At 74.1% G+C, this 14,420-nt stretch carries 12 protein-coding genes and 1 pseudogene; 6 read left to right on the forward strand and 7 right to left on the reverse strand.

Annotated features, from left to right (window positions below; genetic code table 11):
* The first annotated feature begins 5 nt into the window (after positions 1–5).
* A complete protein-coding gene (fabF, locus tag ACZ4YY_RS06350) occupies positions 6–1,277 on the forward strand; it encodes a beta-ketoacyl-ACP synthase II (protein WP_468284431.1) in 1,272 nt (423 codons plus the stop codon).
* Between the two features lie 70 nt (positions 1,278–1,347).
* Here fabF and ACZ4YY_RS06355 read toward each other — a convergent pair whose 3' ends face one another.
* Positions 1,348–1,842 (reverse strand): DUF3145 domain-containing protein, encoded by a 495-nt coding sequence (locus ACZ4YY_RS06355; RefSeq protein WP_468284433.1) that lies wholly within the window; start codon positions 1,840–1,842, stop codon positions 1,348–1,350.
* A 279-nt stretch (positions 1,843–2,121) separates the two neighbouring features.
* Here ACZ4YY_RS06355 and ACZ4YY_RS06360 point away from each other — a divergent pair, with 279 nt between their 5' ends.
* The gene (locus tag ACZ4YY_RS06360) at positions 2,122–3,012 is read left to right on the forward strand and encodes an SGNH/GDSL hydrolase family protein (RefSeq protein ID WP_468284435.1); all 891 of its coding nucleotides are present in this window, start codon (positions 2,122–2,124) and stop codon (positions 3,010–3,012) included.
* A 64-nt stretch (positions 3,013–3,076) separates the two neighbouring features.
* Positions 3,077–4,045 carry an aldose epimerase family protein gene (locus ACZ4YY_RS06365; protein WP_468284437.1) on the forward strand — a complete coding sequence of 323 codons (969 nt, stop codon included), beginning with the start codon at positions 3,077–3,079 and terminating at the stop codon, positions 4,043–4,045.
* 421 nt (positions 4,046–4,466) lie between these two features.
* On the opposite strand, the gene ACZ4YY_RS06370 is transcribed toward ACZ4YY_RS06365, so the two are convergent.
* Both ACZ4YY_RS06370 and ACZ4YY_RS06375 read right to left on the reverse strand, forming a co-directional pair.
* Positions 4,467–4,856: a RidA family protein gene (locus ACZ4YY_RS06370; RefSeq protein ID WP_468285252.1), complete on the reverse strand. Its 390-nt coding sequence runs from the start codon at positions 4,854–4,856 to the stop codon at positions 4,467–4,469.
* A gap of 435 nt (positions 4,857–5,291) precedes the next feature.
* Positions 5,292–5,846 (reverse strand): annotated as a pseudogene (locus ACZ4YY_RS06375) (NAD(P)-dependent oxidoreductase); the annotation flags it as partial.
* Here ACZ4YY_RS06375 and ACZ4YY_RS06380 point away from each other — a divergent pair.
* A complete protein-coding gene (locus ACZ4YY_RS06380) occupies positions 5,845–6,792 on the forward strand; it encodes a LysR family transcriptional regulator (protein WP_468284439.1) in 948 nt (315 codons plus the stop codon). The pseudogene ACZ4YY_RS06375 and the gene ACZ4YY_RS06380 overlap by 2 nt on opposite strands.
* Positions 6,793–6,866: 74 nt before the next feature.
* On the forward strand, positions 6,867–8,120 hold the full coding sequence (locus tag ACZ4YY_RS06385; RefSeq protein ID WP_468284441.1) for a pyroglutamyl-peptidase I: 1,254 nt from the start codon (positions 6,867–6,869) through the stop codon (positions 8,118–8,120).
* On the opposite strand, the gene ACZ4YY_RS06390 is transcribed toward ACZ4YY_RS06385, so the two are convergent.
* Positions 8,101–8,907: an EI24 domain-containing protein gene (locus ACZ4YY_RS06390; RefSeq protein ID WP_468284443.1), complete on the reverse strand. Its 807-nt coding sequence runs from the start codon at positions 8,905–8,907 to the stop codon at positions 8,101–8,103. The two genes, ACZ4YY_RS06385 and ACZ4YY_RS06390, sit on opposite strands and share 20 nt — an antisense overlap.
* A gap of 94 nt (positions 8,908–9,001) precedes the next feature.
* Positions 9,002–9,448, reverse strand: coding sequence for a MarR family winged helix-turn-helix transcriptional regulator (locus tag ACZ4YY_RS06395; RefSeq protein ID WP_468284445.1), 447 nt, complete (start codon positions 9,446–9,448; stop codon positions 9,002–9,004).
* A gap of 101 nt (positions 9,449–9,549) precedes the next feature.
* Between ACZ4YY_RS06395 and ACZ4YY_RS06400 the strand changes: the two genes are divergently transcribed.
* Positions 9,550–10,548: an NADP-dependent oxidoreductase gene (locus ACZ4YY_RS06400; RefSeq protein ID WP_468284446.1), complete on the forward strand. Its 999-nt coding sequence runs from the start codon at positions 9,550–9,552 to the stop codon at positions 10,546–10,548.
* 116 nt (positions 10,549–10,664) lie between these two features.
* Here the strand turns inward: ACZ4YY_RS06400 and ACZ4YY_RS06405 are convergent, their stop codons facing one another.
* Together ACZ4YY_RS06405 and ACZ4YY_RS06410 are read right to left on the reverse strand one after the other, a co-directional pair.
* Entirely contained in the window at positions 10,665–11,828 is a 1,164-nt protein-coding gene (locus ACZ4YY_RS06405) for a serine hydrolase domain-containing protein (RefSeq protein ID WP_468284448.1), read from the reverse strand.
* Positions 11,825–14,383, reverse strand: a complete 2,559-nt coding sequence (locus tag ACZ4YY_RS06410) for a M14 family zinc carboxypeptidase (protein WP_468284450.1) — start codon at positions 14,381–14,383, stop codon at positions 11,825–11,827. Before ACZ4YY_RS06410 ends, ACZ4YY_RS06405 begins: the two co-directional genes overlap by 4 nt.
* Between the last annotated feature and the right edge of the window lie 37 nt (positions 14,384–14,420).

Consider the following 14,420-nt stretch of genomic DNA (forward strand, 5'->3'; position numbering starts at 1 on the left):
TTCCCGTGAGCCCGACCAATCGCACCGTGGTCGTCACCGGTATCGGCGCAACCACACCGCTGGGTGGCGACGCAGCCTCTACCTGGGAGGGTCTGGTAGCCGGCAAGTCCGGCGTCAAGGCCCTGGAGCAGGACTGGGCGGCCGAGCAGGCCGTCCGCATCGCGGCCCCGGTCGCCGTGGAGCCGACCGAGGTCATCCCGCGGCCGCAGGCCCGCAAGCTGGACCGCTCGGCGCAGTTCGCGCTGATCGCGGCTCAGGAGGCGTGGAAGGACGCCGGCTTCGAGGGCCCGGCGGGCGAGGACTCCTCCGTCGACGCCGACCGGCTCGGCGCGGTCATCGCCTCCGGCATCGGCGGCGTGACGACCCTCCTCGACCAGTACGACGTGCTGAAGGAGAAGGGCGTCCGCCGTGTCTCCCCGCACACCGTGCCCATGCTGATGCCCAACAGCCCGTCCGCCAACGTCGGTCTGCTCGTGGGCGCCCGCGCGGGCGTGCACACGCCGGTCTCGGCGTGCGCGTCGGGTGCCGAGGCCATCGGCTACGCCATCGAGATGATCCGTACGGGCCGCGCCGACGTCGTCGTCGCCGGCGGTACGGAGGCGGCGATCCACCCGCTGCCCATCGCCGCGTTCGGCAACATGATGGCGATGTCCAAGAACAACGAGGACCCGCAGGGCGCCTCGCGCCCCTACGACACCGCCCGCGACGGCTTCGTCATGGGCGAGGGCGCCGGTGTGATCGTCCTGGAGTCCGCCGAGCACGCCGCCGCGCGCGGCGCCCGCGTCTACGCGGAGGCGGTCGGCCAGGGCATCTCCGCCGACGGCCACGACATCGTGCAGCCGGAGCCCGAGGGCCGCGGCATCTCGCACGCCCTGCAGAACCTGCTGGAGCGCACCGACCTGGACCCGGCGGAGGTCGTGCACGTCAACGCGCACGCGACGTCGACGCCGGCCGGTGACGTGGCGGAACTGAAGGCGCTGCGCAAGGTGTTCGGTGACGACGCCGACCACATCGCGGTCTCGGCGACCAAGTCGATGACGGGTCACCTGCTGGGCGGCGCGGGTGGTGTCGAGAGCGTCGCGACCGTGCTGGCGCTGTACCACCGGGTGGCCCCGCCGACCATCAACGTCGACAACCTCGACCCCGAGGCCGAGGCCAACGCGGACATCGTCCGCGGCGAGGCCCGCAAGCTTCCCGTCGAGGGCCGCATCGCCGCGCTGAACGACTCGTTCGGCTTCGGCGGGCACAACGTGGTCCTGGCGTTCCGGTCCGTCTGAGCGGCGTTCGCCCGCGCGTGAAGGGCCCCCACCCTGCGAGGTGGGGGCCCTTCACGTATCCGTGGACCCCTCAGACCACCTGGTGCAGCCAGCGCACCGGGGCGCCCTCGCCCGCGTAGCGGAACGGCTCCAGCTCGTCGTCCCACGGCTTGCCGAGGAGCTTGGACAGCTCGGCCTCCAGCTCGGTCTCGCCGCGCCGGCTGCGCAGCAGGGCCGCGCGCAGTCGGTCCTCGGGGACGAGGATGTCGCCGTGGATGCCGGTGACGGCGTGGAAGATGCCGAGGTCGGGGGTGCAGCTGTAGCGCTCGCCCTCGGCGGTGGAGCAGGGTTCGGAGGTGACCTCGAAGCGCAGCAGGTGCCAGCCGCGCAGCGCGGAGGCGAGTTTGGAGGCGGTGCCGGCCTGGCCCTGCCAGGAGAACTCCGAGCGCCAGGTGCCGGGGGCGGCGGGCTGCCGGATCCAGTCGAGGTTGACGCGCGTGCCGAGCACCCCGGCGACGGCCCACTCGACGTGCGGGCACATCGCGCGCGGCGCGGAGTGCACGTACAGAACTCCACGTGTCGTCACCGGGACCTCCGGGCAGAGCGGGACAGGCTTGCAGGCTGGCATGGCGGCGGCGGCAGGACAGCCACGTTGATGGCGAGGCTACCGTGCGGTGGCGCAAGGAGTGTGACGTACCGTCGGTCCGGATGCCGTGAAACGCCCGCCATTCACCCGGCAGGACGCCTGTGCGGAGCGGTTGCGTCGCTCGGTGCGGCGCTCGGGAACTCCCGCACGTTGTCATGGGTGGGGCCGGCGACTCGTCCGGCCCGGCGGCGGGCCGGACGACCGAGGGGACACCAGGGGATGCACATGCGAAGCCACCGTTCGCGGGCGGTCGTCGCCGTGACGGCGGCGGCCGTCCTGGGCGCGGCGGGCTGTGACGCCCTGGGCGGGGACGACCCGCGGGCGACGGGCTCGCGGGCCCCCCGGGCGACGCCGTCGCCGACCCCCGTGTGGGACAGCAGCCCGGCGTCGATCGCGGCGGTGGGCGACTCCATCACCCGCGGCTTCGACGCCTGCACGATCCTCCAGGACTGTCCGGAGGTGTCCTGGGCGACCGGCGGCGACTCGGAGGTGAACAGCCTCGCGGTGCGCCTGCTGGGGGCGAAGGCGGCCACGCACAGCTGGAACTACGCGGTGTCGGGCTCGCGGATGGCGGACCTGCCCGCACAGATGGCGCGGGCGGCGGCGCGCCGTCCCGAGCTGGTGACGGTGATGGCGGGGGCCAACGACGCGTGCCGGGACTCGACGACCGCGATGACGTCGGTGGCCGACTTCCGTGCGCAGTTCACCCGGGCGCTGACCACGCTGCGCCGGGCCGCGCCGCGGACGCAGGTGTACGTGTCGAGCGTGCCCGACCTGAAGCGGCTGTGGTCGCAGGGTCGGACCAACGCGCTGGGCAAGCAGGTGTGGAAGCTGGGCATCTGCCCGTCGATGCTGGGCGACGCGGACGCGCTGGACTCGGCGGCGAACCTGCGGCGCGAGACGGTGCAGAAGCGGGTGGAGGACTACAACAGGGTGCTGGAGGAGGTCTGCACGAAGGACCCGCGGTGCCGGTTCGACGGCGGTGCGGTGTACGACTACCGCTTCGGCACCGACCAGTTGAGCCACTGGGACTGGTTCCACCCGAGCAAGAACGGCCAGGCGCGGCTCGCGGAGATCGCATACCGCCAGGTCACCGGCCGGAAGGCGTGACTCAGAGCTCCGAACGGAAGGGGACCCTGCACCATGAGCGCCTGGGCCCCTTAGGGTTCCGCTCATGAGCGAACACTTCGGAACACTTTCCGACGGCACCCCGGTGCACCGCTGGACCCTGGAGCGGGCCGGCGTACGGGTGAGGATCCTCTCCTACGGCGGGATCGTGCAGTCGGTGGAGGTCCCGGACCGCGACGGGCGCAGGTCGGACGTGGTGCTGGGGTTCGCGGACCTGGACGGCTATGTCACGCATCCCGGCCCCTACCTCGGGGCCCTGATCGGCCGGTACGCGAACCGGATCGCGCACGCCCGCTTCACGCTGGACGGGGTGACGTACGCGCTGGCGCCGAACAACGCGCCCAACTCCCTGCACGGCGGTGAGCGCGGCTTCGACAAGCGCGTGTGGGAGGCGGAGCCGGTCGAGCACGGACTGCGGCTGCGCCGGGTCAGTCCGGACGGCGAGGAGGGTTTCCCGGGCCGGCTGGAGGTCTCGGCGACGTACACGCTCGCGGCGTCGGGGGCGTTGCGGATCGCCTACGAGGCGGTGACGGACGCGCCGACGGTGGTGAACCTGACGAACCACGCCTACTGGAACCTCGCCGGCTCGGGCCCCGCGGGCGGTCATGAGCTGCGGCTGGCCGCCTCCCGCTACACGCCGGTCGACGCGGACCTGATCCCGACGGGCGTGGCGGAGGTGGCGGACACGCGCTTCGACTTCCGTGCGGCCCGCGAGGTCGGTGCCGGCTACGACCACAACTTCGTGCTCGACAAGGGCGTCACGGACACGCCCGTGGAGGTGGCCGAGCTGCACGATCCGGTGTCCGGGCGGGTGCTGACGGTGGCGACGACCGAGCCGGGCGTCCAGGTGTACACGGCGGACCACCTGGGCGAGCCCTTCGCGCCCGGGGACGGCATCGCGCTGGAGACCCAGCACTTCCCGGACTCCCCCAACCGCCCGGAGTTCCCGGACACGGTGCTGCGGCCGGGCGCGGTGTACCGCTCGGAGACGGTGTACGGCTTCTCGGCGAGGTGAGCCGAGGACGGTGTACACGGGGCCGGCTCGCCCGGTTCCCGGGGAGGTGGGGCGAGGTGTCCGGCCGGACGGGCCCGCCGGCGGGGCGGGATGAGCCCCGGTCCAGGGGTCAGGTCCCGGACCGGGGCTGCTCGTGGGATGAGGAGTTCCCGCGCCAGACGGTAATCGTCGCGGTGATCCCGCGTTCCGCGATCGACCTACCCACCTGGATTTCGTACGAACCCTTCACAAAGAACCAACGGTCAGCGGTCCCGTCCCGGGCCTCGACGGCGCGCGGGGCGACGCGAGACCGGTTTCGGCGGGCCGGGCCGCGCGCCGGTGCTGCGGACGCGGACATTCCCGGACCGGCCGGCCGTCCCGACCGACCCGTGGGCCCGCTCCTGACGTCCTGCGGTCGCTCGGCGAGGACGTGGCCCGGGGTTCAGGAGGCGGCCGGTACCGCGGCCACCACCTCGACCTCGACCTGCGCCCAGGGGCGGAACAGCCGGGGCACCTCGAAGGTCATGCTGGTGGGCGGGGTGCCGGTGAGGAACTCCCGTCGTACGGCGCCGTACTCCTCCAGCCCGTCGATGTCCGTCAGGCAGGTGCGGATGCTGACGACGTCCGCGAGGCTCGCCCCGTGCGCCTTCAGCAGGGCGGCGATGGTCTCGAAGACGCCCCGGCTCTGCTCGGCGAGGGTGGCCCCCTCGGCGACCTGCCCGGAGAGGAACAGCAGGGCGCTGCCGTCGGCGTGCTCCACGCGGGCGACCTGGGAGTAGTACGGGCTCAGGGGGCGGGGGGCGGAGGCGGGGTTGTCGAGGGTGACGTGCACCAGGGGCTCCTCGGTGGTGCGAAGGCGGGCGGCGGCCGCGGACAGGTCGGCGTGGGCGAGGGCGGGGGACGTGGCGGTGGCCCGGCGGTAGCGGTCCGCCGCGGTGTGCAGGACGGGCAGGGCGACGGCCTCGGCCGCCAGGTCCAGGTCCTTGACGGCGAGTGCCGTCGCGAAGTGGGCTTCCTCGGCGAAGGCGCGGGCGACGGCGCCGCCGAGCGGGCCGGCCGCGAGGGCGGGGCGCACGGTGGCCTCGTCGAGTCCGAGGGCGTCGGCGAGGCGCAGGGCCTCCGCCACGAGGGCGACGCCCCCGATCGCCGCCGCGTTGAGGACGAGTTTGAGCGCGGCGGCCGAGCCGAGCGGACCGGTGCGGGTGACCGTGCCGAGGCGGCCGAGGAGGGGCGCGACGGCGTCCACGCCGTCGCCGCCGGCGAGGATGCCGAGCGTCCCGGCGGCCGCCTTGTCGGTGCTGCCCATGACGGGCGCGTCGACCAGCGTGACGCCGTCGGGGAGGCGGGCGGCGAGGGCGTGGACGGCGGCCGGGCCCACGGTCGACATGTCGATCCAGCGGGCCCCCGACCGCAGCGCCGGGACGACGGCCGTCGCGACCTCGGCGAGCGCGTCCGGACCGGACAGCACCGTGACGACGACGTCGGCGTCGCGGACGGCCCCGGCGGGGTCGGCGGCGAGCACGGCCCCCTCGGCGACCAGCTCGGCCGCCTTGTCGGTGGTGCGGTTCCACACCGTCAGCGGATGGCCCGCGGCGAGCAGGTGACGGGCCATCGGCGCGCCCATGCGACCGAGCCCGAGGAAGGCGGTTCGCTCCAACCCCTGCGGCGCCCTTCCCGGCTGCTTCTCCGGTTTCTGCGGCGCCTTGCCCGGCTTCTCCGGCGCCTTGCCCGGCCTCTCCGGTCTCTTCTCCGGCTTTTCCATGCCGACGACGCTAGGCCCGCCACCGTGATGCGACAAGCGAATGTCTAGCATGGCAGCCATGCAGAATCAGCATCACACGACGGCTGCGGAACCGGAGCTCTCCTCGGTCTGGCTCCGGGTGTTCCTGGAGGTTGCCGGGCACGGCTCGTTCACGGTCGCCGCGCGCACCCTCGGCTGGACGCAGTCCGCGGTCTCCCGGCAGATCTCGTCGCTGGAGGCGGCGCTGGGCGGGGCCCCGCTGTTCGACCGGCTGCCGCGGGGCGTGCGGCTCACCGAGGCCGGCCGGGCGCTGGTGCCGTACGCGCAGTCCGTCACCGAGGCGCTGCGCGGTGCCCGTCGGGAACTGGACGCGCTGCGGGAGGGCACCGGCGGGCGGCTGCGGTTCGGGGCGTTCGCGACCGCGGACGCGGCGCTGGTGCCGCGGGCCCTGGCCGCGTTCCGGGCCCGCCGCCCCGAGGTCCGGGTCACCCGGGAGGAGGGGTTCAGCGCGGCCCTGCTGGAGCGGCTGACCGCCGGTCAGCTCGATCTCGCGGTGGTGTCGACGACCGGCCGCGCCCCGCTGGACGCGTACGCCCTGCACCACCTCCTGGACGAGTCCCTGTACGTCGCCGTCCCGGCCGCCCACGCGCTGGCGGGCCTGGCGGGGCCGGTGCGGCTCGGCCGGTTCGCCGACGACGACTGGATCTCCGGCGGCCCCCACCCCGAGGGCACCCTCCTCGACGCGGCCCTGCGCGAGGGCTTCAGGCCGCGTGTGGCCCACGTCGTGGCCGAGTGGACCGCCAAGCAGGGCTACGTCGCCGCGGGCCTCGGCGTGACGCTGGTCCCGGCGCTCGCCGCCGCCTCGGTCCGGCCCGATGTCGTGCTGCTGCCGGTCCTCGACGAGGGCGCCCCGGCGCGGGCGGTGTACGCGGCGACGGAACGGGGGCGGTCGCTCACTCCCGCCGCGGAGGCGTTCCTCGCCGTCCTGCGGGAGGCCGCGGCGACCGTCGCACGCCCCATGGCGTGACCACTGCCGTCACGGGATACTTCCGCCGTCCCACCTCACGCTCCCCCCACAGCGACGGAAGGACCCCGACTCCCGTGCCCTGCTCTCGAGTTCGCGCCGGTGTTCTCGGCCTGGCCCTGCTGGCCGGCCTCTTCGCCCCCACGACCGCGGCCGCCGCCGCCCGGGCCGCCGCCCCCACCGTCGAGGAACGGCGGCTGGACCATGCCGCCCCCCGGGAGATCCTGGCCCGCTCCGGCTTCGACACGGTGGCCCCGCGCTTCGGCCGCCTCCTCGCCTCCGCCCGCACCTTCGCGCAGGCCCGCCACGTCGTCGTCCACGAGGGCTCGGCGCTGTGGCGGCGGGCCGTGGACCGGGCGCAGGGGCGGGGGCCGGCCGGCGGGGAGCTGAGCCGGGACGACGACCGGCCGCTGTACTGGGCGCGGCTCGCCCTGATACGCGAACTGCGGCTGTGGCAGCCCGCGTTCCCACTCGACGACACCCGCCGGGCGGCGCTGGGGGCCGAGTTGGACCGCACCTCACGCGGTGGGACGGACATCGGCTTCCGGCCCGCCGCCCCGGGCATGCGGCGGGTCCTGGTCACCGGGTTCGACCCGTTCACGCTGGACCGCGACATCCGGATCTCCAACCCCTCCGGTGCGAGCGCGCTCGCCCTCGACGGCACGGTGATCGAGACGGCGAGCGGGCCGGCCCGGGTGGAGGCGGCCGTCTTCCCGGTGCGCTGGCGGGACTTCGCCGAGGGGACGGTCGAGCGGACGCTGGGGCCGTTCCTGGGGCACGTGGACCTCTTCGCGACCGTGAGCCAGGGCCGCGTCGGCCGGTTCGACGTCGAGCGGACCAACGGGGCCTGGCGCGGCGGCTTCCCGGACAACGAGAACGTGAGCCGCACGGAGACGATCCCGGTCGCCGACCCGGGCGCGCAGCCCCAGTGGACGACGACGACCCTGCCGTACCGGGCGATCACGGCGGCGGACACCGGCCGCTTCCCCGTGTTCGACAACACGGGGGTGACGGAGATCCCGGCGGGCGGCACCGAGTCCGTCGTCCGGCCGGACGGGCCCACGCCCGGGTCGACCGCGCGGGCCGGGGGCGGCGGGAACTACCTCTCCAACGAGATCGCCTACCGGGCGACGCTGCTGCGGGACCGGCTCGGGCTCGCCGGCACCCTGCCGGGCGGACACGTGCACACGCCGGTGCTGGCGTTCGGCACCGGCAACACCGATCCGGCGACGGGGACCGTGAGCGACCCCGAGTTCGTGCGCAACCGGCTGGACATCGTCGCCCAGGTGCGGGCGATCGTGGCCGTGGCCGTCAGCGCGGACCGAAGGTAGCGTCGGTCTCCTGCCTGCGGTCCTCCTCGTCGCCGTCCCCGATCTCCTCCCCCAGCAGCTCCCGCGCCATGAGCGTCGCGCCGGCGACCGCGCCCGGCATGAGGAAGACGGCGACGAAGGGCACCAGGAAGGCCAGGCCGAGCGGCGTGCCGAAGCCCCAGACCAGCGTCCTGCGGGAGCGCAGCAGGGCGAGGCGGGCGCGCAGGTCGACACCCCGGCGCTGGAGGGCGACGGAGGTGAGCTCCTCGGTGAGGAAGAAGCCGGTGACGAAGAAGCCGATCACCGGGACGACGGTCTGCCCGAGGAAGGGGACGAACCCGAGGGCGAACAGCAGCACGGCCCAGCACAGCGCCCTGGCCAGCACCCGCAGGCTGTCGCGGGCCGAGATCCACAGTTCGCGCCAGAGCGGCAGGGGCGACTCGGGCGCGGTGCCGTCGGGCGAGACGTCGCGGTCGACGCTCTCGGAGAGGCTCTCGTAGAAGGGCTGCCCGATCAGCAGGGTGACGGCGGTGAAGGTCAGCACGGCGAGCAGGAGGCCGAGGGCGAACAGCACGACCGTCAGGAGCCCGCGGAACAGGCCGAGCCAGGGGCTGGACCAGTCGTCGGCGAACGGTGTCGCCCACGCCACGAGGTCCCCGCCCCACACCGCGAGCGCGACCAGCGCCGCCGCGTAGAGCACGAGGGCGATCAGCCCGGGTACCAGCCCGAACCCGTACTGCTTGCCGTGCCGGGCCACCCACCGCTGGCCCCTCATCAGGAACTTGAAACCCACCCCGAGATCACGCATGGCCGAAACTCTATCGGTCGCATGGACATGACCCACCGGGTGCGTCGCGCGGGGCCCGGCGCCGAAGGACGGACCGGACGCGGGCCGGGGCGGGTCAGCCGTCCCCCGGTTCCAGCATGCGCCGCAGCAGGCCGCGCAGCGCCACCCGCTCCTCCTCCGCGAGGCCGGCCAGCGGTTCGCGGGCGAAGCGGAGGGACTCGCGCAGGTTCTTCGCCACCCGGCGGCCCTCGTCCGTCGCCGCCGCCAGCTTCACGCGGCGGTCGGCGGGGTCGGGACGGCGTTCGACCAGGCCGCGGGCCTCCAGACGGTCGACGATGCCGGTGACGTTGGACGGCTCGCACCGCAGTCGCACCGCCAGCTTCCGCATGGGCAGCGGCTCCAGGGAGAGCAGACCGAGCAGGCGGGCCTGGGCGCCGGTGAGGTGGTGGGCGCCGGCGGCGCTCTCGTAGTCCTCGTGGTAGCGGGCCACGACCTCGCCGATCAGCTCGACCACGTCCAGGGTCAGGGGGTCGGGGCGGGGGGATCTCTGAGGTGTGGCCATGAGAATCAGGGTACCCGTTTACTTGACATCCTGAAATATTCAGGAGCATGGTTGTTTCAGGTACTGAAGTAAATCGTAGTGGACCAGGAAAGGCACCCCCCATGATCAACCGCGAATGGCACCTGCTCAGCCGCCCCGTGGGCTGGCCCAAGCCCGAGGACTTCGCCCTGGTCGAGGCGGAGGTCCCCACCCCGCGCGAGGGACAGGTGCTGGTGCGGAACACGTACGTCTCGGTCGACCCGTACATGCGCGGCCGGATGAGCGCCGCGAAGTCGTACGTCGCCCCCTTCGAACTGGGCAAGGTCATGCAGGGCGGCGCCGTCGGCGAGGTCGTCGCCTCCGAGGCCGAGGGCTTCGCCGTCGGCGACCACGTGCTGCACTTCTTCGGCTGGCGCGAGTACGCCGCCGTGGACGCGAAGAACGCGGTGAAGGTGGACGCGGACGCCGCACCCCTGTCGACGTACCTGGGCGTCCTCGGCATGACCGGCCTCACCGCCTACGCCGGACTCCTGCGCACCGCGTCGTTCAAGGAGGGCGACTCGGTGTTCGTCTCGGGCGCGGCGGGTGCCGTCGGCAGCCAGGTGGGCCAGATCGCCCGGCTGAAGGGCGCCTCGCGGGTCATCGGATCGGCCGGCAGCGACGAGAAGGTCAAGCTGCTCGTCGAGGAGTACGGCTTCGACGCCGCCTTCAACTACAAGGACGGTCCGGTCAACGAGCAACTGCGCGAGGCCGCGCCGGACGGCGTCGACGTCTACTTCGACAACGTCGGCGGCGACCACCTGGAGGCCGCGATCGGGCAGCTCAACCGGGACGGCCGGATCGCGGTCTGCGGGATGATCTCGGTCTACAACAACACCGAGCCCGCCCCCGGCCCGAAGAACCTGGCCCGCCTCATCCAGACCCGCGGCCGCATCGAGGGCTTCCTGGTCGGCGACCACTACGACCTCCAGCCGCAGTTCGTCCAGGAGGTCGGCCCCTGGGTCGCCTCGGGGCAGCTGAAGTACCGCGAGACGGTCGTCGAGGGCATCGAGAACAACCTGGAGGCCTTCCTCGGCGTCCTGCGCGGCGACAACACCGGGAAGATGATCGTCAAGCTCTGACCCGGGCACCCTGCGCTGGACTTCTCACCGTGACGCTCGTCCGACGCCGGTCGTTGCGCACGACGAAGGCCGCACCCCTGGACGTGGGGTGCGGCCTTCACCCGTCCGGCGCCGGTCTACCGGGCGTCGCGCAGTGCCGCCCCGTGCACCGCGGCCACCAGACGCTCGTTCTCCGGTGCCGCGTCGCCGGGGAAGGCGCCACGGCGGCGGGTGTAGCCGTAGGCGAGGCCGCTGCGCGGGTCCGCGAAGCCCTGTGAGCCGCCCGCGCCGCTGTACCCGAAGGTCCCCGCGCCGAGGAACGGGTACCACGTGTCAGCGGTCGCCTGGAAGCCCAGCCCGTACGAGCGGTGGGCGCGGGCCACCAGGTCGTACCCCACGGAGTGGAACTGGGCGAACTCCGCCGCCGTGTCCTCCTTCAGCAGCGGCACCTTCCCGTCGACCTCGCTGATGGCCGCCGCGTACAGCCCGGCCAGACCGCGCGCCGACGCCACCCCGCCCACGGAGGCCGGGCCCTTCGCCCGGATCAGCGGGTCGTTGGGCACCAACTGCGGGTCGGTCGGCTCGGCGCCGTGCCGGTTGAGGGCGACGGACGCCAGGGTGTGGGGCCCGTCGGGCGGTGCGTCCGACAGCGCCCGCTGCCCGGCGGTCGGCGCCATCGGCTGCGCGGAGCGGAACCGCGGCTCGTGCGCGCGCGGCAGCCCCAGGAAGAGGTCCAGCCCGTACGCGGCGCGCACCCGCTCCTCGTACACCTCCTGGAGCGTGCGTCCCGTGGCCCGCCGGACGACCTCGCCGGTGAGCGCGCCCAGCACCAGCACGTGGTGTCCGAAGGCGGTGCCGGGGCGCCAGAACGGCCGCTGGTCGGCGAGGCGTTCGGCGATCTGCCGGTCGTCGGCCAGCTCCTGCGGGGAGAACCCGGTGTCCGTGCCCACCACCCCGGCCCGGTGTGCGAGCAGCTCGCGCAGGGTCAGCGCGCCCTTGCCCTCGGTGGCGAACTCCGGCCAGTAGTAGGTGACCTTGCGGTCCAGTTCCAGGGTGCCCTCCTGGACGAGCAGCGCGACCACCAGGTGCGCGGCGCCCTGGGTGGAGGAGTGCACGCCGTGCAGGCAGTCGGCGTCCGCGCCGGCGCCGCCCCCGGTCCACAGGTCGACGACCCGGCGGCCGTGCAGGTAGGCGCACACCTGCCCTTCGTAGTCGGGCCGTTCCCCGGCGACGACCGCGGTGAACTCCTCCCGCACCGCTTCGAAACCGTCCGCGACGGTGCCCTGGATCTGCTGCGTCATCCGCTCTCCTCAACCCGACCGCTGCTTGCGTGTGCCATGGTGATCAAAGCCTGTGCGACCTGGGGGAACGACCCCCTGGGGTGGCCCCGGAAGAGGGGTTCCGTGCCGAACAGGACGGCGTGCGGCCCGCTCACGACCGCCGGCCGCCCGGCCGCGGCGGACGGACCGCCCGACCCGTCGGCCAGGGCCCGCCAGTGACCGGAGACGAGCGGGTTCCCGGCGGCGTACGACTGCTCGACGCGCACCCCCGGTCCCACAGCGGTGAACCAGAGCGGCGCGTAGACGAACCCGTGGGCCGGGGCGCCGGCCGTCACCGGGCCCGCGTTGACCACGCGGACCACGCCGTTGGCGTCGGCGTCGCCCTGGACGGCCGTCACGTCCAGCAGCCCGGCGCCGGTGGCGAGCACGGCCCCGCCGGCGCCCCGTCCGACCAGACCGCGCCCGGCGAGGAAGGCGTCGAGCGCGGAGCGGGCGGGCCCGGTCAGACCGGCCCGGTCCAGTCCCGTCGACACGAACAGCACGTCCGCCGACGACCAGTCGAAACCGGCGTTGAGGGCGGCCGTGGAGACCGGCGTGACGTCGAACTCCATTCCGCGCAGCGCGAACAGCTCACCGGGGGTCACGGCGGCGGCGACGCGGACGCGGTGCAGGGGGGTGGTGCCGGACAGGGAGGTCGCGGTGAAGGGGACGCCGTGGGTGCGGGCCGCCGCCGTCGCCTGCGGGCGCGCCGCTGCGGGGACGATCACGCTCCCGTCGGCGGCCCGCCGTACCCGCACGCCCTGCCGCAGGAGGGAGTTGAGGGCCGCGACCGCCTCGGGGGCGTCGAGGCGCAGCCGCAGGTTCCCGCGCGGGGCGACCGAGCCGGCCGGGGCGGCCGCGGACACCGGGCGCAGGGGGACACCGGCCAGGGAGCCGCCGCGGACGGCCACCACGTCGGCCCCCCACAGCCGGCCCAGGCTCCAGCCGGAGATGTCGTACATCGCCGACACCCTGTCGCTGATGTCCCGCCCGTCGGCGAGGAGCACGTTGGCCAGGCCCCGCTTGGGCTGGCGCATGTCGACGACGTACGAGCCCTTCGGGTACGTCCGTCCGGCGAGCCGGAAGGGCAGCGCCGCGCGGGTGACGCGGACGTCGTGGTCGAGGAGGTGGTCGACCAGGCGGGCGGTGGCCGTGGGGCGCGGGCCCGCCGGGAGGACGTAGGCGCGCGGGAAGGCGGTCGTGTAGACGTCCTCCGGGCCGATGCCCGGGACGCCGGGGACGGTCTGCTCCGACACCGGCACCTGCGCGGCGCCCGCGGCTCCGCGCCGGAACACCTCGATCTGGTCGGCGACGAGCGCGGACCGCCGGGTCCGCACGAAGTCGAGGGTGGCGCGCAGGGCGGCGCCGGCGACGTCGACGTTGACGGCGGACCGTCGGCGCAGTTCGCTCTCCGGCAGGGTGGTGTAGGCCGCGTTGTTCACCTGGAGCGGGATCTCGACGGTGTGCGCGGCGACCGTGCCGTGGAAGGCCGCGTACTGCGGGGTGAAGATCGGCGGCCAGTCGTCCCAGCCCTCCTGCTGGTCGCGGAAGGGGATCTGCGCGGGCCGCACGCCGTCCTCGCCGGGGGTGTACCCGAGGCCGTTGACGGCGGCCTCCATGCCGAGGGCGTTGGCGTAGGTGTTCTTCAGGAAGAGGTCGTACTCGTAGTTCTCGCCGTGCGGCGGGGTGGTCGGCTCGATGAGGGTGCCGTTGACGTAGCCGTGCAGGTCGAGCAGGACCGCCGGCTGCTTGTCGATCCCGATCTGCCGCACGGCGCGCGCTTCGGGCTGCGAGGCGGTGACGAAGTCCCGGTTCAGGTCGAAGCCGTTCGCGTTCGCCCGGGTGCCGGCGACACGGCCGTCCGGGTTGGCGGTGATGTTGAAGTACAGCCGGCTGTGGGCGAGGAGGTCCCTGGTCGCCGCGTCGTTCGCGGTGGCGAGCCGCTCGATGAGTTCCAGGGAGGCGTCGGTGCCCTCCCACTCGTTGCCGTGGATGTTGTTGTTGAAGAGGACCGGCGTCTTGTAGGCGGCCCGGATCTCCCGCGAGCCGGCGGCGACGGCCGGCGCGTCCTCGATCAGCTTCCGCATCCGTTCCTGGGCGCGGGCCTGACGGACCGTCTCCGGTGCGGTGACGGTGACGAGGAACAGCCGGCGCCCGCCCGCCGACCGGCCCACGACCTCCACGCTCACCCGGTCGCCGAGCGCCTGGAGGGCGTTCAGCCTGGGCGCGATGCCGTGGTACGGGACGAGGCCCAGTCTGAGGGACGTGTCGGCGGGGTTCTGCGGGTCGGGCGCGAGGACCTGCCGTCGGGGGTAGCCGCGGGGGGCGTCGAGGTCGGGGGCCGGGGCGGTGAGGGCCCGACGGGCGGCGCCCGGCGGGGAGTCGGCGGGCGGGGACGCGGTGTCGCGGTCCCGGGTGGCGGGGCCGGGTTCGGCGCCGGTGGCGGTGTGGGGGGCGAGCAGGAGGGAGCCCGTCACGGTGAGGGCGAGGGCGGCGATCAGGACAGGTCGGGCCGGGGTGGTTCTCGTGGTGCGCACGTGTACCTCCTCTGACTTCCTGCGGTTCCTGCGAACG

It is taken from the genome of Streptomyces sp. NPDC030143, assembly GCF_055573695.1.